The following is a 21977-nucleotide window of genomic DNA, read 5'->3' on the forward strand; positions in this document are numbered from 1 at the left end:
CAGGGGCCCGCCTGGCGCCAACTCTGGAGATTTGTCGACTTCCTGAGGGTGATTTCCCCCGCAGAAGCCGCACTCGCCACCATCCGATGCCCCCAACGCGCCGTCAGCCGCGTAGCTTTGTCGGCAACGCGTGTCGCCGGGGCCGCCCAACGGGCCGTCGGACGGCGACAGGTGACGTCGGATGAGTCGGAGCAGCCTTGGCACGGAAGATCGGCAGCCGGTACACCGCCCAGCAGGTGCTCGGGCGGGGTTCCGCCGGAACGGTATGGCTGGGTGAGGGGCCCGAAGGTCCGGTCGCCATCAAGCTGTTGCGCGAGGACCTCGCCTCCGACCAGGACCTGGTCGGCCGGTTCGTCCAGGAGCGCACCGCACTGCTCTCCCTCGACCACCCGCGCATCGTCGGCATCCGCGACCTGGTGGTCGACGGCTCGGACCTGGCGCTGGTGATGGACCTGGTGCGCGGCTCCGACCTGCGCTCCCGGCTGGAGCGCGAGCGCCGCCTGGCGCCCGAGGCCGCGGTCGCCATCGCCGCGGACGTCGCCGACGCCCTGGCCGCCGCCCACGCCGCGGGCGTCGTCCACCGCGACGTCAAGCCGGAGAACGTGCTGCTGGACGCCGCCGCGCCGACCGGCCCCGGCGGCGCCCCGCCCGCGCTGCTCACCGACTTCGGCATCGCCCGCCTGGTGGACTCCCCGCGCCGCACCCGGGCCACCCGCATCATCGGCACCCCCGACTACCTCGCCCCGGAGATCATCGAGGGCCTGCCGCCGCGCGCCAGCGTCGACATCTACGCGCTGGCCACCGTGCTCTACGAACTCCTCGCCGGGTTCACCCCCTTCGGCGGTGGCCACCCCGGCGCCGTACTGCGCCGCCATGTCACCGAGACCGTCAGCCCGATCCCCGGTGCCCCCGAGGCGCTGTGGCAGGTCCTGGCGCAGTGCCTGGCCAAGGCGCCGGCCTCCCGGCTGACCGCGGGCGAGCTCGGGGAGCGGCTGCGCGCCCTGCTGCCCGAACTGGCCGGGCTGCCGCCGCTGGAGGTGACGGCACCGGCCGGGGCCGCCGACACCGACGAGACGGCCCGTACGGACCGGCAGGAGGGCGCCGGGCCCGAGCCGCGGGCCGCCGCCCCGCGCGCCCGCCGCGGCGCGGTACCGCTGGTCAGGGGAGCCGCCCCGGACTCCAGTCGGGACACCCACACCAGCATCAAGCTGCCCACCGCCGACGAGCTGGCCGCCTACCGCGACTCCGGCGGCCACCGCGGGCCGCACCGGCACCGGGCGGTGTCCGACGCGGTGCGCAGGCGGCGGCTGAAGCTGGCCGCCGCCGCGACGGCGGCCGTGGTCGCGGCGGGCATCGGCGGCTGGGCGGTCGCCTCCGGCGGCGGCGACAAGTCCAACTCGCGCGAGGACCACCATCCCGGTGACACCCCGCACAGCGGCACCCCGACCGCCCCCACCGCGGGCGCCGCCTCCCCGCAGGGCCACACCGGTGCGCCCGCCGCGCTGCCGCACTGGTCCGGTTTCCAGGACGCACCCCGGTCCGGTGTGCCACTGGTCGGCGGGCCGCGGGCGATCGTGCTCTCCGGCATCACGTACGTCTTCGCCCGCGGCACCGACCAGAACGTCTGGTACCTCACCCGGGACGCGGCCACCGGCCAGTACGGCGCCTGGCAGCGGCTCAGCGGCATACACACCGCCGACGACCCCGCAGTCGTGACCGCCCGCCCCGGCCAGCTCGACCTGTTCGCGCTCGGCACCGACCACCTGCTGTACCGCAGGACGCTGGCGGGCGGGGTGTGGAACCAGTGGTACATGGTCGACGAGCGCACCACCTTCGACGCCGCTCCCGCCGCCGCCTCCTCCGAGCCCGGCCGTATCGACCTGGTCGGCCGCACCGGCGGCGACCTGGTCACCGCCTCCCTGGTCGGCGACCGCTGGAACGCCTGGGCGGTGGTGCCCACGGCGGGCCGCATCACCGCCGCCCCCGGCCTGGTCTCCCGCGCCCCCGGCACCCTGGACGCCTTCGTCGTGCGGCAGTCCGACGGCGCCGTGCTGCGCCTCCCGTACGCCCACGGGGCCTGGCGGCCGCTCCAGGTCGTCGGCGGGCTGGACGCCACCGGCCGCCCCGAGCCGGTCTACGCCGGGGGCCGCGAGTACGTGCTGGCCCCCTCCGGCGGCGGCCTGGCCCAGGCCGTCAGCCCGCAGGACGGCGCCGACTGGACGGTGGCCGACGTGGCCCAGGACCCCGGCGCCGGCGGCTCCGGCGCGGCCGTGGCGGCCAGCGGCCGCGGTCTGGAGGCCTGGGTCCGCACCAACGGCGGCACCCTCTCCCGCGCGGTCGGCTCCGCACAGCAGTAGCCCCCGAGGCGGCCGTCCCAAGATCCTTCCCTCCGCGCCCTCGCGCGTGACCTTCCGCCCCCGCCCGTGGGATGGGCACCGCTTCAACCGGGGCCGCGCCTTCCGCTGACGGCCCCGCCGAAGATCCTCACCGGCCCTGGGAACGCCCTCCCGCAGGGAGTCCCCGCGGGCCGCGCCGTACGGTCCGTACCGGGCTCATCGCACCAGAGGCATGGACCGCGCGGCGCACCGGTACGCTGGTGGCGTGGCAATCGTCGACGTATCCGAAGAGTTGAAGTCCCTCTCCTCCACCATGGAGTCCATCGAGGCCGTTCTGGACCTCGACAAGCTGAGGGCCGACATCGCCGTGCTTGAGGACCAGGCCGCGGCGCCGTCGCTCTGGGACGACCCCGACAACGCGCAGAAGGTCACCAGTCGGCTCTCCTACCTCCAGGGCGTGCTGCGCAAGACCGAAGCGCTGCGCGGGCGGATCGACGACCTCGCCGTGCTCTTCGAACTCGCCGAGGCGGAGGACGACGCGGACGCCCGCGCCGAGGCCGAGGCCGAGCTGACCTCGGTTCGCCAGGCGGTGGACGAGATGGAGGTCCGCACGCTGCTGTCCGGCGAGTACGACGCCCGTGAGGCGCTGGTGAACATCCGCGCCGAGGCGGGCGGTGTCGACGCCGCCGACTTCGCCGAGCAGCTCCAGCGGATGTATCTGCGCTGGGCCGAGCGGCACGGCTACTCCACCGAGGTGCTGGACACCTCGTACGCCGAAGAGGCGGGCATCAAGTCGACCACGTTCGCCGTCAAGAGCCCGTACGCCTACGGCACGCTGTCGGTGGAGCAGGGTACGCACCGGCTGGTGCGCATCTCGCCGTTCGACAACCAGGGCCGCCGCCAGACCTCCTTCGCGGGCGTCGAGGTGCTCCCGGTGGTCGAGCAGAGCGACCACGTGGAGATCGACGAGTCCGAGCTGCGCGTCGACGTCTACCGCTCCTCCGGCCCCGGCGGCCAGGGCGTCAACACCACCGACTCCGCGGTGCGCATCACCCACCTGCCCACCGGCATCGTGGTCTCCTGCCAGAACGAGCGCTCGCAGATCCAGAACCGCGCCTCGGCGATGAACGTCCTCCAGGCCAAGCTGCTGGAGCGGCGCCGCCAGGAGGAGCAGGCGAAGATGGACGCGCTCAAGGGCGACGGCGGCAACTCGTGGGGCAACCAGATGCGTTCGTACGTCCTGCACCCGTACCAGATGGTCAAGGACCTGCGCACCGAGCACGAGGTGGGCAACCCGCAGTCGGTGCTGGACGGTGAGATCGACGGCTTCCTGGAGGCCGGCATCCGCTGGCGCAAGCAGCAGGAGAAGTAGCCCCCGGCGCCGGGTGGTTGGCGCTTTTTATCACAGCCTTATACCTAACTGCCCGGCAAAACAACGTCAATTGGGTCATACATGCTTGGTATGCGCTTGACGCTGCTGTGAAATGTGGGAAAGCTGGCGCGCGGCATGCGTATGACGGGGTACCAGCGGGCGGGGGCGGGCAAGCAGTGGTACTGCGGTGCGCGGCCCCCGGGGAATCGCGGCCCTGGGCATAGCTGCTCCACATTCTTCGCATTCTCCGGTTCCGGAGATAGGCAGCTACTGGGGGTAGTTGGCAGATGACCAATCGTAAAACTCGCGTGCGCCTGGCGCGCATAGCCGCTGGCGCGGTGTTCGCGGCCGGTGCCTCGCTGACTGCCGTGGGTACCGCCCAGGCCATGAGCCCGGGCGCCAACGACAGCGCGGTCCCGCAGACCGCGAAGTCGGCCCAGGACGGCACCGTGCTCGGTGTCACCGGCGGCAACACGGTCCTCGGTGTCACGGGCGGTGACTCCTCCAACGGCGGCGACTCCTCGTCCAACGGCGGCGACTCGTCCAACGGGGGCGACAGCGGCAGCGTGGTGGGCGTGACCACCGGCGGCGGTTCGGTGGTCGGCGTGACCACCGGCGGTGACAACTCCGGTACCACCACGACGGGCGGTGACTCGTCGGGCACCACTGGTTCCACGGGCGACACCGGCAGCACGTCCTCCACGGGCGGCGACACGTCCGGGACCACCGGCTCCACGGGGACCACTGGCTCGACCGGCACCACCGGCACCACTGGTTCCACCGGCACCACTGGTTCCACGGGTACGACCGGTTCCACTGGTACGACCGGTTCCACGGGGACTACCGGTTCGACCGGTACCACGGGCTCCACCGGCACAACCGGCTCCACCGGCTCCACCGGCACCACCGGCTCGACCGGTACCACGGGCTCCACTGGTACCACGGGCTCCACCGGCTCCACGGGCACCACCGGCTCGACCGGTACCACCGGAAGCACCGGTTCGACCGGAAGCACCGGCTCTACGGGTTCGACCGGGTCGACGGGCACCACCGGCTCCGGTGACAACGGTGGCACCTGCACGCTGTCCCAGGACAGCGTGAACTGCGGTGGCAACAACAACACCGGCACCGACAACAACAACACCCAGCAGGTCGCTCAGGGCAAGGCGAAGCAGCAGCTCGCCGAGACCGGTTCGTCCGACACGACGTTCCTGCTGGTCGGCGCCGCCACGATGATCGCCGGTGGTATCGCCTTCCGGCTGATGCCGCGCATGGTCAACCGCCGCAACGCGGCCTGACGCCACCCAGGCGAATGTGCGGGGGTGACCACGCACACGTGAGGGGCCTGGGGCGTACGGATTCCGTAGCCCCAGGCCCCTCGTTACTCCAGCGTGTGGCGTACCGCCCGTTACGCGGCCTGGCGTATCACCAGCGCCACCGCGATCAGCGCGATGAGCAGCGCCATCAGCGTGGCCGGGGTCAGCGCGCCGAACGGGCTCTCCTGGTGCAGCCGCTCCCGGTTGGCCCGGCAGACGGCGCAGCGCCCCTCAGAGACCGGTCCAGCGCAGTTGGCGCACACCAGTCGGTCGCATGTCATGCGATGTCCTCCTCACCCTTTTCAACGCCATCGGGCGTCGACGGGTTCCCGGGTGGTGGTCCCGGTTGTTCTCCGGCGCCTCGTGCACTGCTATTCCTCCACTGTGCCAGTTCCCGCACGATTCGGCGCGCCCCGTACCACCGTGCACTCCAGCGGGTGCGTCCGATGCACGCTTTGTCCGTGTATCGCTGGTGAGGAAGCCCCCAAACCACCGACGGCGCCTGCGCGGTCGCGCGCGCTTCGCGTAAGGTCGGCGCACCGGGAGAGCCGCGCTACCGGCTGTCCGTCCCCCTAGGCCGACCCTGGTGCAGCTGTGATCCGATTCGACAATGTCAGCAAGACCTACCCGAAGCAGAACCGCCCGGCCCTCCGCGATGTGTCGCTGGAGATCGAGAAGGGCGAGTTCGTCTTCCTGGTGGGTTCCTCCGGCTCCGGGAAGTCCACCTTCCTGCGGTTGATGCTCCGCGAGGAGCGCACCGACACCGGCGCCGTCCACGTACTCGGCAAGGACCTGGGCCGGTTGTCCAACTGGAAGCTGCCGCATCTGCGGCGCCAAGTGGGCACGATCTTCCAGGACTTCCGGTTGCTGCCCAACAAGACCGTGGCGCAGAACGTGGCGTTCGCGCTGGAGGTCATCGGCAAGCCGCGCGGCACCATCCGCAAGACCGTCCCCGAGGTGCTCGACCTGGTCGGCCTGGCGGGCAAGGACGACCGGATGCCGGGCGAGCTGTCCGGCGGTGAGCAGCAGCGGGTGGCGATCGCCCGGGCGTTCGTCAACCGGCCGCTGCTGCTGATCGCCGACGAGCCGACCGGCAACCTCGACCCGCAGACCTCGGTGGGCATCATGAAGCTGCTGGACCGGATCAACCGGACGGGCACCACGGTCGTGATGGCCACCCACGACCAGCAGATCGTCGACCAGATGCGCAAGCGCGTCATCGAGTTGGAGAAGGGGCGACTGGTCCGCGACCAGTCGCGCGGTGTCTACGGCTACCAGCACTAGCCCCGTTCCGCAGCCGCAGCCACCAGAAAGGTCACCATGCGCGCCCAGTTCGTCCTGTCGGAGATCGGCGTCGGTCTCCGGCGCAACCTCACCATGACATTCGCGGTGATCGTCTCCGTCGCCCTCTCCCTCGCCCTGGCGGGAGGCTCCTGGCTCGCCCGCGAGCAGGTGAGCCACATGAAGGGCTACTGGTACGACAAGGTCCAGGTGTCGATCTTCCTGTGCAACAAGACCGATGGAACGGACACCGCCAACTGCTCGAAGGGCGCGGTCACTCCGGAGCAGATGGCCCAGATCAAGTCCGACCTGAGCAAGTTGCCGGTGGTCGACAAGATCTACACGGAGTCGCCGCAGGAGGCGTACCAGCACTACAAGCAGCAGTTCGCCGGACAGGCGGGCATCGACCTGCTGACGCCGGACCAGATGCAGTGGTCGTTCCGGGTCAAGCTCAAGGACCCGCAGCAGTACAACGTGATCTCCAGCGCCTTCGACGGCCGCCCCGGCGTCCAATCGGTGCAGGATCAAAGGAAGTTGCTGGACAACCTGTTCGGCCTGCTCAACGGCATGACGTATGTCGCCCTGGCGGTACTGGCGTTCATGCTCACCGTCGCCATGCTGCTGATCGTCAACACGGTGCGCGTCTCGGCGTTCAGCCGCCGCCGGGAGACCGGCATCATGCGGCTGGTCGGCGCGTCCAGCTTCTACATCCAGATGCCGTTCATCATGGAGGCGGCGCTGGCCGGGCTGATCGGCGGCGGCCTCGCCTGCGGAATGCTGCTGGCCGGGCGGTACTTCCTGATCGACGGCGGGCTGAAGCTCCAGTCCAAGATCCAGCTGATCCAGTTCCTGGGCTGGGGCGACGTCATCAGGGTGCTGCCGTTGGTGTTGGTGGTCGGCGTGCTGATGCCCTCCCTTGCGGCTTTCTTCACGCTACGCAAGTACCTGAAGGTGTGACAGGCATGTACGGGCCGCCCACCAGCCGGGCTTCCGTACGCCCCGGTGTTCTCCATGCCGGGGCGTACAGCCCTGCCCTACACTCCCGACCATGTCCGGCCCCACGATGTTCGTGAGGCCCCAGCGGATCCGCCGCGGGGCGACCCTGACGCTTGTCTTCGGTGCGGTGCTGGCGACCGGCGCGGCCACCGGAGCCTTCAGCCAGCCCGAAGCGAATCCGATACCGCGGCACACCGCACCTGTCCGGGCGGCCACCGCCCAGTTGGGCACCACCGACATCGCGCGGGCCATCGACGACGGCAAGGTCGGCCCGCGGGCCGCCGCCGAACTCGTCAGCCGCAGCGGCGACCGCTGGTCGTCGTTCTACACCGCGCAGGAGTACGAGGGCTTCCAGCAGGAGTTGGACGGCCGGTACGTGGGCGTAGGACTGTGGGTGCGGCGTGACACCGACGGCCGCATAGCGGTCTCCCGTGTCCAGTCCGCCAGCCCGGCGGAGCGCGCGGGGCTGCGCGTCGGCGACTGGCTGCGCACCATCGACGGCCGGGGGGTGACCGGCGGCGCGGTGACCGACGTGGTGGCCCGGCTGCGCGGCGTCGACCCCGCCGACCCGGACGACGCGCCCGCCCCGCGCCCCGGCAGCGAGGTCCGGCTGGGCCTTGACCGGGACGGAGACGACTGGACGGTCACCGTGCGCCGCGCGGAGCTGACCACCGAACCGGTGACCGTGACCCAACCCTGGGCCGGTGTCACCGAGATCGGCATCGACTCCTTCGTGCACGGCGTCGCCGACCAGGTGCGCGCCGCCCTCGCGCACGGCGACCACCACCAGGGCGTCCTGCTGGACCTGCGCGGCAACTCCGGCGGCTTGGTCACCGAGGCGGTCGACGTGGCCTCCGCCTTCCTCGACGGGGGCCTGGTGGCCACCTACGACGTGCACGGCGAGCAGCACTCGCTGTACGCCAGCGGTTCCGGTGACACCGCGACGCCGCTGGTCGTCCTGGTCGACGGCGGCACGATGAGCGCCGCGGAGCTGCTCACCGGCGCGCTGCAGGACCGCGGGCGGGCGGTGGTGGTCGGCTGCCGCACCTTCGGCAAGGGGTCGGTGCAGATGCCCAGCACGCTGCCGGACGGCTCGGTGGCCGAACTGACCGTCGGCCACTACCGCACTCCGACCGGACGCGCGGTCGACGGGCAGGGCATCACCCCCGATCTGACCGTCCGCGGTCGGCAGAGCGCCCAGACCGAGGCGAGGACGGTATTCAGTGGCCTCGGGGCCCGGTCGTAGTGGGAGAATGACCTGGCTATGGCTAAAGAGACGGGTCGCAAGCTGATCGCGCAGAACAAGAAGGCGCGGCACGACTACCACATCCTGGACACCTACGAGGCGGGCCTGGTGCTGACCGGCACCGAGGTCAAGTCGCTGCGCCAGGGGCGGGCTTCACTGGTGGACGGCTTCGCACAGCTCGACGGTGGCGAGGCGTGGCTGCACAACGTGCACATCCCCGAGTACAGCCAGGGGACGTGGACGAACCACTCCGCGCGTCGCAAGCGCAAGCTGCTGCTGCACCGGGCGGAGATCGACAAGCTGGTCGGCAAGACCCAGGAGACGGGTCACACGCTTGTCCCGTTGCAGCTGTACTTCAAGGACGGCCGGGCCAAGGTCGAGATCGCGCTCGCCAAGGGCAAGAAGGACTACGACAAGCGGCAGACGCTGCGCGAGAAGCAGGACCGGCGCGAGGCGGAGCGGGCGATCTCGGCGGCCCGCCGCCGCCAGCGGCACTGAGCCGGGTCCGGGCCGGAATAGGCTGGCACCGGCATCCGTTGATCCAGTATGATGGCGCCAGCTCATTGAGAAGTGAACATGGGGATGATCGGTTTCGACTGCGGTTGTTGAGGCAGGGGAAGCGAGCCGAGGAACGCGGTAATGATCTCGTAAACCATCTACCGCAAAAAAATAATCGCCAACACCAAGCGCGATTCCTTCGCCCTCGCTGCCTGATCTAACAGACAGCGACTTTGCGAAGTGTCAGCCCGGGGCTGTTCCCGACCCGGATCCTGGCATCAGCTAGGGAACTCAACCACTGGGCCCGGCCACGGGGCCTAGTGGGAAAGCAAACAGTGGCTGGGCCCGTCGGCAGCTTGTCTGCGTGACTGCCGGGGCCGAGAAAAGCACAGCAGACTGCGCTCGGAGAAGCCCTGGTTCTGCACCGTAGGACGCGGGTTCGATTCCCGCCATCTCCACTTGAGCGAGGGCGAAGTGTGTTCGCGGAAAGCGCGAACCGCTTCGCCCTCGTTGCTTTTGCGCGGCTTCGCCGCGCGTGGCGCGGGCTTTGCCACCCGCACCCCCTTGCGGGCTCACCGGCCGAGTAGCGCTGGCCGCTGCCGGGGTTACCGCCCCCTTTTCGGTGGCCCCTTGGACGGACACCCAGAACGGTTCACCCGTGAGAAAACGCCCGTACTCATATACGGTGACAGGCTGCTCCTCAAGGAGTGGGCTCCCGCGGAGTGACACCACTCCCGCACGGAGTGTGAAGGAAGCAAGGCAAGAAGGGGGTCCGTGCGTGAGCGCGCAGGACGCGCAGGACGTGGCCGAGGACGCGGGCCACATCGCGCAGGAGGCGGCCGGGCTCGCGGTCGTCGACCGCGAGCTGGCGGCTGAGCAGCGCCATCTCGACCGCGTCTACCGCCGCCTGGAAGAGAAGATCCACGAGGCGGAGTTCCTGGTGGACGACGCGGAGAAGCGCGGCCAGGTCGGTACCCCGGGCGCGCTGGCCGAACGCGACGCGCAGGTGTTCCAGGCGGGGATGCACCTCAACCGGCTCAACTCCGAGTTCGAGGACTTCCTCTTCGGCCGCATCGACCTGCTGCGCGGCAGGGACGGCAGGCGCGGCCCGGACGGCGCGTTCACCGCGACCGAGGTCGCCGAGGACGCGGTGCGCCCGGACAACACCGCCGACATCGCGGAGACCCTGCACATCGGCCGGATAGGGGTGCTAGACGCCGACTACTCGCCGCTGGTCATCGACTGGCGGGCGCCCGCCGCCGCGCCGTTCTACCGCTCCACCCCCAAGGACCCCGGCCGGGTGGTGCGCCGCCGGGTGATCCGCAGCAAGGGCCGCCGGGTGCTCGGCGTCGAGGACGACCTGATGCGCCCGGAGCTGGCCACCACGCTGGCGGGCGAGGAACTGGCCATCGTCGGCGACGGCGCGCTGATGGCCTCCCTCGGCCGGGCCCGCAGCCACACGATGCGCGACATCGTGGCGAGCATCCAGGCCGAGCAGGACATGGTGATCCGCGCGCCCGCCCCGGGCGTCACCGAGGTCACCGGCGGTCCCGGTACCGGCAAGACCGCGGTGGCGCTGCACCGGGCCGCCTACCTGCTCTACCAGGACCGGCGCCGGTACTCCGGCGGCATCCTGGTGGTCAGCCCGACACCGCTGCTGGTCTCGTACACCGAGGGCGTGCTGCCCTCGCTCGGCGAGGAGGGCCAGGTCGCGATCCGCGCGGTCGGCTCGCTGGTCGAGGGCGCCGAGGCGACCACCTACGACAGCCCGGCGGTGGCCCGGATCAAGGGTTCGTCCCGCATGCTCCCGGTGCTGCGCAAGGCCGCCAGGGGCGCGCTGGACCTCGGCGGCGCGGCGCCCACCTCGCTGCGGGTGGTGGCGTTCGGCCGCAGGCTGGAGCTGGACGAGCGGGAGCTGGCCGACATCCGCCGCAGCGTACTCGCCGGTACCGCGCCGCTGAACCTGATGCGACCGCGCGCCCGCCGGCTGTTGCTGGACGCGCTGTGGGCGAAGTCCGGGCGCGGCACGCATCTGGCGGACCCGGAGCTGATCGCCGAGGCCCGCGAGGGGTTCGACGAGGACGTGGCGACCGAGGACGACTTCCTCGTGTTCCTCGAAGCCTGGTGGCCGGTGCTCACCCCGCGCCGGGTGCTGGCGGTCATGGCCGACGAGAAGCGGCTGGGCCGGTGGGCGCGCCGCACGCTGAACCCGCGTGAGGTCCGGCAGCTGGCCCGCTCGCTGGCCCGTGTGGACGAGCGGGGCCACGGGCCGCTGAGCGTGCACGACGTGGCGCTGCTGGACGAACTGCGGGTGCTGCTGGGCGCCGCGCCGCGCCCGGTCAGGCCGCGCGAGGTGGACCCGCTGGACGAGCTGACCGGTCTGGACGAGGTGACCACCTACGCCGACCGCACCTACGCCGCCCGCCGCACCCGTGCCGAGCGGCTGGAGCAGGAGCGCACCGAGTACGCGCACGTCATCGTGGACGAGGCGCAGGACCTGACGCCGATGCAGTGGCGGATGGTCGCCCGCCGGGGCACCAGCGCCACCTGGACCGTGGTCGGCGACCCGGCGCAGAGCTCGTGGAGCGACCCGGACGAGGCGGCGCGCGCCCGTGACGAGGCGCTGGGTGCCCGGGTCCGCCGCCGCTTCACGCTGACCGTCAACTACCGCAACCCGGCGGAGATCGCGGAGCTGGCGGCGAAGGTGCTGCGGTTGGCGATGCCGGGCATGGAGTCGCCCACCGCGGTGCGCTCGACCGGGGTGGTGCCGCGATTCGCCCTCGCCGAGGGGGAGTTGGGGCAGACCGTACGGGCCGAGGCTCGGCGGCTGCTGGCCGAGGTCGAGGGCACGGTCGGTGTGGTGGTGGCGATGGGCCGCCGGGCGGAGGCGCGGCAGTGGCTGGCCGGGCTCGGGGACCGCGTGGTGCCGCTGGGCAGTCTGGAGGCCAAGGGCCTGGAGTACGACGCCACGGTGGTGGTCTCGCCCGCCGAGATCGCCGACGAGTCCCCGGCCGGGCTGCGGGTGCTGTACGTGGCGCTGACCCGGGCGACCCAGCAGCTCACCGTGATCGCCGGGGAGCGGGACCAGCCCGACGAGGCCGGTGTGCCCGATCTGCTGCGGGACTGAGCACGGTACGGCGAAGGGCGCCCCTCGATCGAGGGGCGCCCTTCGCGTCAAGCCTGTGACACCGACCCGCCATGCTCGCCTCGCGGCAAGAGGTCGCTCGTAGCGACAATGGTTGGGCCCGGGGGCTTGGATCGAGCCGGTGCCGTAACCAGACTAACAAACGTTGCGGGTTGGCCATTCCTGTTGCGGGAATTGGCCGTCGGAGGCGGCCCGGACGGCGTACGGCGGCCTTTGACCGCCCGCTGGTGTCTCGCATAGCGGAATTACTTTTCCGTGATGTGGGGCTGGTTACCGCCTACCCGTCAGTAGGTGCGACCATCGAGTGTCGCGTGCCCGACCCATGGACACGACACGGAAAATGCGGAGGAAAGTCGGCATGGCAACGGCGCCGAGCGTCTCTTACTCGATCACGGTCCGTCTGGAGGTCCCCGCGAGCGGGACCGCGGTCAGTCAGCTCACCACCGCGGTGGAGTCGTCCGGCGGGTCCGTCACCGGCCTCGACGTCACCGCCTCCGGACACGAGAAACTCCGTATCGACGTGACCATCGCGGCCACCTCGACCGCGCACGCCGACCAGATAGTCGACAAGCTGCGCGGCATCGAGGGTCTGGCCATCGGCAAGGTCTCCGACCGTACCTTCCTGATGCACCTCGGCGGCAAGATCGAGATGGCGTCCAAGCACCCCATCCGCAACCGTGACGACCTGTCGATGGTCTACACCCCGGGCGTCGCCCGGGTCTGCATGGCGATCGCCAACAACCCTGACGACGCACGCCGGTTGACCATCAAGCGCAACAGCGTCGCGGTCGTCACCGACGGCTCCGCGGTGCTCGGCCTGGGCAACATCGGCCCCAAGGCCGCGCTGCCGGTGATGGAGGGCAAGGCGGCCCTCTTCAAGCGCTTCGCGGGCATCGACGCCTGGCCGATCTGCCTGGACACCCAGGACACCGACGCCATCGTGGAGATCGTCAAGGCCATCGCCCCCGGCTTCGCGGGCATCAACCTGGAGGACATCTCCGCTCCCCGCTGCTTCGAGATCGAGGCACGGCTGCGTGAGGCGCTGGACATCCCGGTCTTCCACGATGACCAGCACGGCACCGCGATCGTCGTGCTCGCCGCGCTGACCAACGCGCTGCGGGTGGTCGGCAAGAAGATCGAGGACATACGCGTCGTCATGTCCGGTGCGGGCGCGGCCGGCACCGCGATCCTCAAGCTGCTGCTCGCGGCGGGTGTCAAGCACGCCGTCGTGGCCGACATCCACGGCGTGGTGCACAGCGGCCGCAGCGACCTGGTGGACGCCGACCCCGAGTCGCCGCTGCGCTGGATCGCCGACAACACCAACCCGGAGAACGTGACCGGCACGCTCAGGGAGGCGGTGCGCGGCGCCGACGTGTTCATCGGCGTCTCCGCCCCCAACGTGCTGGACGGCGCGGACGTGGCCGCCATGGCCGACGGCGCGATCGTCTTCGCCCTGGCCAACCCCGACCCCGAGGTCGACCCGGCGGTGGCCCGGGAGACCGCCGCGGTGGTCGCCACCGGCCGCAGTGACTTCCCGAACCAGATCAACAACGTGCTGGTCTTCCCGGGCGTCTTCCGCGGCCTGCTGGACGCGCAGTCGCGTACTGTGAACACCGAGATGATGCTGGCCGCCGCCCGGGCCCTGGCGGAGGTCGTCGGCGACGACCAGATCAACGCCAACTACATCATTCCGAGCGTCTTCAACGACAAGGTGGCCAGCGCCGTCGCGGAGGCGGTCCGCGAGGCCGCCAAGGCGCAGGGTGTGGCCGCCCCGCACTCGATGCCGAACGACGTCCGGTAGGCGAGCCCGCGCGTCGCTGCCGGTCGCGGCTGTGCAGCCCCTAAAGTTGCCGCAGCCGCGGCCGGAGAATCCCTGCGCTGCGCTGTCAGCAGCGGACGGAGCGTCACCAAGCCACCACGGTGGCGCTTTTCGTGTGACTCTCGCGGGCGCCGGATTGGCTTTCCCGCCGCAGGTACGGGCAGGATGCGTACCCGGGCGAGAGGTTCTTGCGGCAGCCCCGGACCATTGGTGTCCGAGTGGCTTGGCAGCATCGGCTTCAAACTCACGCCTTAATGGCAAGAAAAACACGGGAGTACGAATTATGAACCGCAGTGAGCTGGTGGCCGCAGTGGCTGACCGCGCCGAGGTGACCCGCAAGGATGCCGACGCCGTGCTGGCCGCTTTCGCCGAGACCGTCGGCGAGGTCGTCGCCAAGGGCGACGAGAAGGTCACCATCCCTGGCTTCCTGACCTTCGAGCGCACCCACCGTGCCGCTCGCACCGCGCGCAACCCGCAGACCGGCGACCCCATCGAGATCCCGGCCGGGTACACCGTCAAGGTCGCCGCGGGCTCCAAGCTCAAGGAAGCCGCGAAGGGCAAGTAACACTCGCCCTCTACCTTGACGGGCTAAGCCCGTCCCCCAGGGCGGCCACCTCCGGGTGGCCGCCCTTACGCATGGGTGAGTCGTTGTCTCCCGCGGCGAGCCCCAGGCTCTGGGGGCGCCCTCAGCCCCGGGGCGCCCCGAAGGACTGCGGGTGCTTCCCCAGGCCGTCTACAGGGGAAGGCGCCCCGCCTGCGGGCGCGGCCCGCCGCGGGGCGGCGCAGGTCAGACCGTGACGGCCGTCGGGAGTTCGACGTGCGCGCCCAGGGCCCGGAGCTTGTCCATGAAGTTCTCGTAGCCGCGGTTGATCAGGTCGATGCCGTGCACCCGCGACGTCCCCTCCGCCGCCAGCGCGGCGATGAGGTAGGAGAAGCCGCCCCGCAGATCAGGAATGACCAGATCCGCACCCTGCAGCTTCGTCGGCCCGGACACCACCGCGGAGTGCAGGAAGTTGCGCTGTCCGAAGCGGCACGGCGTACCGCCCAGGCACTCCCGGTACAGCTGGATGTGCGCGCCCATCTGGTTCAGCGCCGAGGTGAAACCGAGGCGCGACTCGTACACCGTCTCGTGCACGATCGACAGCCCCGACGCCTGCGTCAGCGCCACCACCAGCGGCTGCTGCCAGTCGGTCTGGAAACCGGGGTGCACGTCCGTCTCCAGCGCGATGGCGTTCAGCGCGCCGCCGGGGTGCCAGAACCGGATGCCCTCGTCGTCGATCTCGAACGCGCCGCCGACCTTGCGGTAGACGTTGAGGAACGTCATCATCTCGCGCTGGCTGGCGCCGCGTACGTACACGTCGCCCTTGGTCGCCAGCGCCGCGCTGGCCCAGGACGCCGACTCCAGGCGGTCCGGCAGCGCCCGGTGGTTGTAGCCGCCGAGCGTGTCCACACCGGTGATCCGGATCGTCCGGTCGGTGTCCATGGAGATGATCGCGCCCATCTTCTGCAGTACGCAGATCAGGTCCTCGATCTCCGGCTCCACGGCCGCGTTCGACAGCTCGGTCACGCCCTCCGCGAGGACGGCCGTCAGCAGCACCTGCTCGGTCGCGCCGACCGACGGGTACGGCAGCTGGATCCTGGTGCCGCGCAGGCGGTGCGGCGCCTCCAGGTACAGGCCCTCGGGCCGCTTGTCGATGGTCGCGCCGAACTGCCGCAGCACCTCGAAGTGGAAGTCGATCGGCCGCCCGCCGATGTCGCAGCCGCCCAAGCCCGGGATGAAGGCGTGGCCCAGGCGGTGCAGCAGCGGCCCGCAGAACAGGATCGGGATGCGCGAGGAGCCCGCGTGCGCGTCGATGTCCGCGACGTTCGCGCTCTCCACGTGCGAGGGGTCGAGCACCAGCTCACCCGGCCCCTCGCCGGGGCCGACGGTGACGCCGTGCAGCTGCAGCAGCCCGCGCACCACCCTTACGTCTCGAATGTCCGGAACATTGCGCAGGCGGCTCGGCCCACTGCCGAGCAGGGCGGCCACCATGGCCTTGGGTACGAGGTTCTTCGCACCGCGCACACGGATCTCGCCCTCAAGCGGGGTGCCGCCGTGGACAAGCAGGATGTCGTCGGTCATGGGGCTCGCGTTCCTGGAGACGTGGCAGGACGGGGGAGAGGCGATACGCCTGACGTCCGCACGGGGTCCGTACGTACGTCGGTCCGCGCCCTACACGCAGCAACTCCCGACCGGTAGTCGGGGCGCGGCACCGGAAGAAATGGTAATGCGCTCAGCGACCGCCCCCGTCAAGCCGGTGCACGGCTCGGCCCCCTTGTCACGGAGGTGCAGCACATTGCTCACCACGTTGTCACGCACCGCCGGGAGCACGAACCGGAATCGGCCACCCGGGCGCACCGCGACACCCGGCGGCGGGTACGCGGAGGTTTCCTGCGCCGAGTGATCCCGGTGAGAACTGCCCACACCGGGCCCGGATGCGGGATCATGTTGGTCATGACGGAGGTGTCCTCGCTCACCGGTCGGCTCCTCGTGGCGACCCCGGCCCTGGCGGACCCGAACTTCGACCGGGCGGTGGTTCTCCTCCTCGACCACGACGAGGAGGGGACGCTCGGCGTCGTCCTCAACCGGCCGACCCCGGTGGGCGTCGGTGATGTGCTGGAGGCGTGGGCGCAGCTGGCGGGCGTCCCGCAGGTGGTGTTCCAGGGCGGCCCCGTCTCGCTGGACTCGGCGCTCGGCCTGGCGGTGGTGCCCGGCGAGGCGCGGGAGGACGGAGAGGGCGAGCCGCTGGGCTGGCGGCGGGTGCACGGCGCGATCGGCCTGGTCGACCTGGAGGCGCCGCCGGAGCTGCTCGCCGCCGAGCTGGGCTCGTTGCGGATCTTCGCCGGGTACTCCGGCTGGGGGCCCGGCCAGCTGGAGGACGAGCTGGTGGAGGGCGCGTGGTACGTGGTCGAGTCCGAGCCGGGAGACGTCTCCTCGCCCGACCCCGAGCGGTTGTGGCGCTCCGTGCTGCGCCGTCAACGCAACGAGTTGGCGATGGTGGCCACCTACCCGGACGATCCGTCGCTCAATTAGGCCGGTCGGCGGGTCGGTCAATTAGGCTAGTTCGACATGAGCACTCTTGAGCCCGAGCGCGGGGCGGGTACCGGAACCCTTGTCGAGCCGACGCCCCAGGTGTCGCACGGCGATGGCGACCACGAGCGCTTCGCCCACTACGTACAGAAGGACAAGATCATGGAGAGCGCGCTCTCCGGATCGCCGGTGGTCGCGCTCTGCGGCAAGGTCTGGGTTCCCGGACGCGACCCCAAGAAGTACCCGGTCTGCCCGATGTGCAAGGAGATCTTCGAGTCGATGGAGATCGGCGGCGGAGACAAGGACAAGGGCGGCAAGTAGCGGCCCCTACGGCCCCCAACTGACGCAGACGGCCGCCGTCCCGCCCGCCGGGCCGGCGGTCGCGTCCTGACCCGGCACCTGGCCTAGTCGACCGCCGCGTCCCGGAGCATGGACTGCGCGTAGCGCGCGGCCTCGGACAGCGCGCGGCACAACTCGCAGTGCAGCACGGGCGCCTGCTCGCCGGTGAGCCCGGTCATGGTGAGCCGTACTCCCGTGGCGAAGCAGCGGAAGCAGGTGTCGTTGCGGAGGCGGAAGAGGTCGATGCGGCGATCTTTTCGCATCGCACCGCCGCCGCGTGCCGCGTACCGCCCGCGCGGGTGACGCACGGGTGAACCACTGGACTTCGCGGCCAGGAGATGAGATGTCCCGTCGCCGACTTCAGCTCACCGCCGCGGTCGTCCAGACTGGTCGGTCATGGATCTCATCCCGGCACCCACCCGACTGCTCGCGGCGCCCGACGACACTCCCTTCACGCTGGACGACTCCACGTTGATCGACGCCGCCCCCGGCACCGAGGGCACGGCGCGCTGGCTGCGGGCCACGTTGGGCGCGGCGGCCGGGCTGACCCTGGCGCCCGGTACGGACGGGCCCGCCATCCGGCTGCGCACCGACGGCGCACTGGCCGCCGAGGGGTACCGTCTGGCGGTGCGAGCCGACGGGATCGGCATCACCGGCGGCGGGCCCGCCGGAGTCTTCTGGGGCGCCCAGACGCTGCGCCAACTCCTCGGGCCGCGCGCCTTCCGCCGGGCACCGCTCGACGGCACGGCGCTGCGGGTGCCGTGCGTCAGCGTCGAGGACGCGCCGCGCTTCGGCTGGCGCGGCTTCCTGCTCGACGTCGCACGGCACTTCATGCCCAAGGACGTGGTGCTGCGCTACGTCGACCTGCTCGCGGCGCACAAACTCAACGTGCTGCACCTGCACTTGACGGACGACCAGGGCTGGCGGATCGAGATCAGGCGCCATCCACGGCTGACCGAGGTCGGCGCGTGGCGTACCCGGACCAAGGTGGGTCTGCGGGAGTCGACGCTGTGGGACGAGCGGCCGCACGGCGGCTACTACACACAGGACGACATCCGGGAGATCGTCGCGTACGCGGCCGAGCGGCACATCACCGTCGTCCCCGAGATCGACGTCCCGGGGCACTCGCAGGCCGCCATCGCCGCCTACCCCGAGCTGGGCAACCAGGACGTCGTCGACACCGCCGCCCTTCCCGTGCTGACCAGTTGGGGCGTCAACCCCAACGTACTGGCCCCCACTGACAGCACGCTGCGGTTCTACGAGGACGTGTTGACGGAGGTGCTGGAGCTGTTCCCGTCCACGTTCGTGCACATCGGCGGGGACGAGTGCCCCAAGGACCAGTGGCGGCGGTCGAAGGCAGCGCAAGCGCGGATCGAGGAACTGGGCCTGGCCGACGAGGACGAGTTGCAGAGCTGGTTCATCCGGCACTTCGACCGCTGGCTGGCGGACCGCGGCCGCCGTCTCATCGGCTGGGACGAGATCCTCGAGGGCGGCGGCCGGGCCAAAGGGCGTGCCGCCGCCGAAAACGACGAGGAACGCCGGGAGGGGGCGCAAGCGCCCGCCGGGCAGGTGACGGAGCACGGACTCTCTCCCGGCGCGGCCGTCTCCTCCTGGCGCGGCTACGCGGGCGGGATCGCCGCCGCCCAGGCCGGACATGACGTCGTGATGTGCCCCGAGCAGCAGGTCTATCTGGACCACCGGCAGCACGGCGGCGACGACGAACCGGTGCCCATCGGCTACGTGCGAACCCTGGAGGACGTCTACCGGTTCGAGCCGGTACCGCCGCAACTCGACGGCGAGCAGGCCCGGCACGTCATCGGCACCCAGGCGAACCTGTGGACGGAGACCCTCGACTCGGTGCGCGCCGTGGACTACCTGGCCTTCCCGCGGCTTGCCGCCTTCGCCGAGGTGGCCTGGTCCCGGCTGCCCGCCCCCGAGCTGCGCGACTACGAGGACTTCACGGTCCGAATGGCGGCACACTACCGGCGACTTGACGCACTCGGCGTCGAATACCGGCCGCCCGCCGGGCCGCACCCCTGGCAGCGGCGCCCCGGCGTCATCGGACGCCCGATCGAAGGGGCGCCCCCAATCGTGTGAGCCGGGGCGCATCATCTCGCCGTCGCACGGGCGGTACTGGCACGGTGGGGCGGCAGGCGAAACCGCACAACGCGCCCGAAGTGCGCCAAAGCTCAAGTAAGGGAGAGGTGATGGTCATCGGGACCATCGGTCCTCACGCGGACAGAACCACCCTTCATGGACCCTCGGGTTGATCGGCCCGGAACATGTGCCAGAGTTGCCGTGACCGGGCTGTCAGCACGTACCGTACGGCGACGGGCCGGTATGGGCCGCGACAAGGCCGGATGGGCTGTGGGCGCCGTGGAAGGGACAGCTCCGTGAGCACGTACGCACGGCAGACGGGACGCACGGTGACGCTGCCCGCCTCGCTCGACGAGGCGGTGGCGGCGCTCGCCGCGCTGCCCACGGCCGTGCCGGTGGCCGGTGGCACCGATCTGATGGTCGCCGTCAACTCCGGTCTGCTGCGCCCCGCGGGACTCGTCGGACTGGGCCGGATCAGCGAGATCCGCGGCTGGCAGTACGCCGACGGGCACGCCCTGCTCGGCGCCGGACTCACCCATGCCCGCATGGGACGGCCCGACTTCGCCGCGCTCATCCCCGCCCTCGCCGCCGCGGCGCGCGCCGCCGGTCCGCCGCAGATCCGCAACGCCGGGACGCTGGGCGGCAACATCGCCACCGCCGCGCCGACCGGTGACGCGCTGCCGGTGCTCGCCGCGCTGGAGGCCAGTGTCGTCCTGGCCGGTCCGAGCGGCACCCGGGAGGTCCCGGTAAGCCACCTGCTGACCGGAATGGATCCGCTGCGCCCCGGTGAACTCCTGGCGTTCGTAAGGGCTCCGCTGCTGCACGCCCCGCAGGTCTTCCTGAAGGCGACCGCGCGCACCGGCCCCGGCCGGGCCATGGCGTCGGTCGCCTTGGTGCTCGACCCGGCGCGCCGCGGGGTGCGGTGCGCGGTCGGCGCGGTGGCGCCGATGCCGCTGCGCCCGTTGGAGGCCGAGCGGTGGGTGGCCTCGCTGATCGACTGGGACGGCGCACGCACCCTGGACCCGCGGGTGTGCACCGCGTTCGGCGATTATGTGGCCATGGCCTGCATCCCGGACCCGGCGGGCGACCCGGCGGATCCGGCGGGTCAGGACGCGGGCGCGCTGCCGCCCGCGGTCGCGCATCTGCGGCGTACGGTGGCCGCACTGGCCCGTCGGGCACTGGGGAGGGCACTTTCGTGAGCGATGACGGGACGACGGGTGCGGGCATGAACGGACAGCCCGAGCACGGCTTCGCGCCGGGGGACGGCGTGTGGCAGCCGCTGGCGCCCGGCGGTGAGTACGACGCCGACGCGACCATGCACGTCTCGTTCGCCGAGCGGTTCCACGACCTGGCGGCCACACCGTCCGGCACGGATCCGCTGGCCGCCCCCGGCCACGGCTACGTTCCGCCGCAGGAGGCGGCCGGTTGGGCCGCGCCCACGGACGTCACCGGTCCCACCGGGTCCGGTGAGTGGCCGATGCCGTTCGCGCCGGACGCCGGACAGGGCGCCGCCGACCCGGTCGCCACCCAGCAGTGGACGATCCCGTTCGCGGACGACCCCGGTGACGAGTCCGGCGAGTACTCGGTCGGGCAGATGGTGGCCACCCCGCGCGAGCCCGCACACGTCGCGCTCGACGAGTGGCCCGACCAGACCACCACGGAGGAGGCGGAAACCGGCCCGGTCCCGGCGGCAGTTGACGCTCCGGCCGAGCCGCACACCGCGCCGGAGGCCGAGGCGTACACCGCGCCGGAGGCCGAGGCAGCGCCGCCCGCCGCCGAGGCAGACCCGCACAGCGAACACCCCGTCACCTCCTACGTGCTGCGGGTCAACGGCGCCGACCGGCCGGTCACCGACGCCTGGCTCGGCGAGTCCCTGCTGTACGTGCTGCGCGAACGGCTCGGCCTCGCCGGCGCCAAGGACGGCTGCGAGCAGGGTGAGTGCGGCGCCTGCTCGGTACAGGTCGACGGACGGCTGGTCGCCTCCTGTCTGATGCCCGCGGCCACCGCCGCCGGCTGCGATGTGCGCACCGTCGAGGGTCTGGCCCGGGACGGCCGGCTCTCCGACGTACAGCAGGCGTTGGCCGACTGCGGCGCGGTGCAGTGCGGCTTCTGCGTTCCCGGCCTCGCGATGACCCTGCACGACCTGCTCGCGGGCAACCACCGGCCGACCGAACTGGAGACCCGGCAGGCGCTCAGCGGCAACCTGTGCCGCTGCTCGGGCTACCAGGGCGTGCTCGACGCCGTGCGGCAGGTGGTCGCCGCCCGCGCCGCGGCGGACGAGGACGAGGAGAGCCCGGCCCCGGCGCCGGAGAACGTGACTCCGCTGATCCCGCACCAGGCCTCTGGCGCGGCGGACGACGGAGGACTGGTATGACGCCCGCCAGCGGCAGCGGCGAGATCGGAGACAAGTCATGACAGCGGCGCGTGGCGCCTCCGTTGAGGGTGGTGGTGGGCGACAGGAG

Annotated in this window: 18 protein-coding genes and 1 other RNA gene; 16 read left to right on the plus strand and 3 right to left on the minus strand. The window is 71.3% G+C overall.

From position 1 onward, the window contains the following. Positions 1 to 197 precede the first annotated feature (197 nt). The 3 genes from O5O46_RS35650 to O5O46_RS24275 all read left to right on the plus strand — a co-directional run bounded on the left by O5O46_RS35650 (position 198) and on the right by O5O46_RS24275 (position 5006). Entirely contained in the window at positions 198 to 2357 is a 2160-nt protein-coding gene (locus tag O5O46_RS35650; protein ID WP_443072611.1) for a protein kinase domain-containing protein, read from the plus strand. Positions 2358 to 2601: 244 nt separating this feature from the next. Then, positions 2602 to 3708 (plus strand): peptide chain release factor 2, encoded by a 1107-nt coding sequence (gene prfB / locus O5O46_RS24270; RefSeq protein WP_269857679.1) that lies wholly within the window; start codon positions 2602 to 2604, stop codon positions 3706 to 3708. A 287-nt stretch (positions 3709 to 3995) separates the two neighbouring features. After that, entirely contained in the window at positions 3996 to 5006 is a 1011-nt protein-coding gene (locus O5O46_RS24275) for a hypothetical protein (RefSeq protein ID WP_269857680.1), read from the plus strand. A 110-nt stretch (positions 5007 to 5116) separates the two neighbouring features. Here the strand turns inward: O5O46_RS24275 and O5O46_RS24280 are convergent, their stop codons facing one another. Beyond that, positions 5117 to 5305, minus strand: a complete 189-nt coding sequence (locus O5O46_RS24280; protein ID WP_255926751.1) for a hypothetical protein — start codon at positions 5303 to 5305, stop codon at positions 5117 to 5119. A 313-nt stretch (positions 5306 to 5618) separates the two neighbouring features. Here O5O46_RS24280 and ftsE point away from each other — a divergent pair, with 313 nt between their 5' ends. The 8 genes from ftsE (at position 5619) to O5O46_RS24320 (ending at position 14574) form a co-directional block, all read left to right on the plus strand. Continuing rightward, positions 5619 to 6308 carry a cell division ATP-binding protein FtsE gene (ftsE, locus tag O5O46_RS24285; RefSeq protein WP_269857681.1) on the plus strand — a complete coding sequence of 230 codons (690 nt, stop codon included), beginning with the start codon at positions 5619 to 5621 and terminating at the stop codon, positions 6306 to 6308. 36 nt (positions 6309 to 6344) lie between these two features. Next, entirely contained in the window at positions 6345 to 7262 is a 918-nt protein-coding gene (ftsX, locus tag O5O46_RS24290) for a permease-like cell division protein FtsX (protein WP_269857682.1), read from the plus strand. A gap of 91 nt (positions 7263 to 7353) precedes the next feature. Continuing rightward, positions 7354 to 8547, plus strand: coding sequence for a S41 family peptidase (locus O5O46_RS24295; RefSeq protein WP_269857683.1), 1194 nt, complete (start codon positions 7354 to 7356; stop codon positions 8545 to 8547). Positions 8548 to 8565: 18 nt separating this feature from the next. Further along, positions 8566 to 9045 carry an SsrA-binding protein SmpB gene (smpB, locus tag O5O46_RS24300; protein WP_269857684.1) on the plus strand — a complete coding sequence of 160 codons (480 nt, stop codon included), beginning with the start codon at positions 8566 to 8568 and terminating at the stop codon, positions 9043 to 9045. A gap of 80 nt (positions 9046 to 9125) precedes the next feature. Then, positions 9126 to 9506: a transfer-messenger RNA gene (gene ssrA, locus O5O46_RS24305) on the plus strand. Positions 9507 to 9847: 341 nt separating this feature from the next. Further along, complete coding sequence (locus O5O46_RS24310) at positions 9848 to 12172, plus strand: HelD family protein (protein ID WP_269857786.1); 2325 nt, start codon at positions 9848 to 9850, stop codon at positions 12170 to 12172. 376 nt (positions 12173 to 12548) lie between these two features. Then, positions 12549 to 13991 (plus strand): NAD-dependent malic enzyme, encoded by a 1443-nt coding sequence (locus O5O46_RS24315; protein ID WP_269857685.1) that lies wholly within the window; start codon positions 12549 to 12551, stop codon positions 13989 to 13991. A 301-nt stretch (positions 13992 to 14292) separates the two neighbouring features. Next, positions 14293 to 14574 (plus strand): HU family DNA-binding protein, encoded by a 282-nt coding sequence (locus O5O46_RS24320; protein WP_255926739.1) that lies wholly within the window; start codon positions 14293 to 14295, stop codon positions 14572 to 14574. 222 nt (positions 14575 to 14796) lie between these two features. Here the strand turns inward: O5O46_RS24320 and murA are convergent, their stop codons facing one another. Continuing rightward, the gene (murA, locus tag O5O46_RS24325; RefSeq protein ID WP_269857686.1) at positions 14797 to 16131 is read right to left on the minus strand and encodes a UDP-N-acetylglucosamine 1-carboxyvinyltransferase; all 1335 of its coding nucleotides are present in this window, start codon (positions 16129 to 16131) and stop codon (positions 14797 to 14799) included. 372 nt (positions 16132 to 16503) lie between these two features. Between murA and O5O46_RS24330 the strand changes: the two genes are divergently transcribed. Continuing rightward, complete coding sequence (locus O5O46_RS24330; protein WP_391858366.1) at positions 16504 to 17082, plus strand: YqgE/AlgH family protein; 579 nt, start codon at positions 16504 to 16506, stop codon at positions 17080 to 17082. Positions 17083 to 17118: 36 nt separating this feature from the next. Continuing rightward, positions 17119 to 17400: a DUF3039 domain-containing protein gene (locus O5O46_RS24335; RefSeq protein ID WP_269857688.1), complete on the plus strand. Its 282-nt coding sequence runs from the start codon at positions 17119 to 17121 to the stop codon at positions 17398 to 17400. A gap of 83 nt (positions 17401 to 17483) precedes the next feature. Here the strand turns inward: O5O46_RS24335 and O5O46_RS24340 are convergent, their stop codons facing one another. Continuing rightward, positions 17484 to 17681, minus strand: coding sequence for a hypothetical protein (locus O5O46_RS24340; protein WP_269857689.1), 198 nt, complete (start codon positions 17679 to 17681; stop codon positions 17484 to 17486). A 133-nt stretch (positions 17682 to 17814) separates the two neighbouring features. Here O5O46_RS24340 and O5O46_RS24345 point away from each other — a divergent pair, with 133 nt between their 5' ends. The 3 genes from O5O46_RS24345 to O5O46_RS24355 all read left to right on the plus strand — a co-directional run bounded on the left by O5O46_RS24345 (position 17815) and on the right by O5O46_RS24355 (position 21889). Next, positions 17815 to 19515 carry a beta-N-acetylhexosaminidase gene (locus O5O46_RS24345; RefSeq protein ID WP_269857690.1) on the plus strand — a complete coding sequence of 567 codons (1701 nt, stop codon included), beginning with the start codon at positions 17815 to 17817 and terminating at the stop codon, positions 19513 to 19515. Between the two features lie 263 nt (positions 19516 to 19778). Further along, a complete protein-coding gene (locus tag O5O46_RS24350; RefSeq protein ID WP_269857691.1) occupies positions 19779 to 20714 on the plus strand; it encodes an FAD binding domain-containing protein in 936 nt (311 codons plus the stop codon). After that, on the plus strand, positions 20711 to 21889 hold the full coding sequence (locus tag O5O46_RS24355) for a (2Fe-2S)-binding protein (protein ID WP_269857692.1): 1179 nt from the start codon (positions 20711 to 20713) through the stop codon (positions 21887 to 21889). The genes O5O46_RS24350 and O5O46_RS24355 overlap by 4 nt, the downstream gene beginning before the upstream one ends. Positions 21890 to 21977 lie beyond the last annotated feature (88 nt).

The sequence above is a fragment of the Streptomyces sp. RPT161 genome, assembly GCF_027533845.1.
Lineage (GTDB): Bacteria > Actinomycetota > Actinomycetes > Streptomycetales > Streptomycetaceae > Streptantibioticus_A > Streptantibioticus_A silvisoli_A.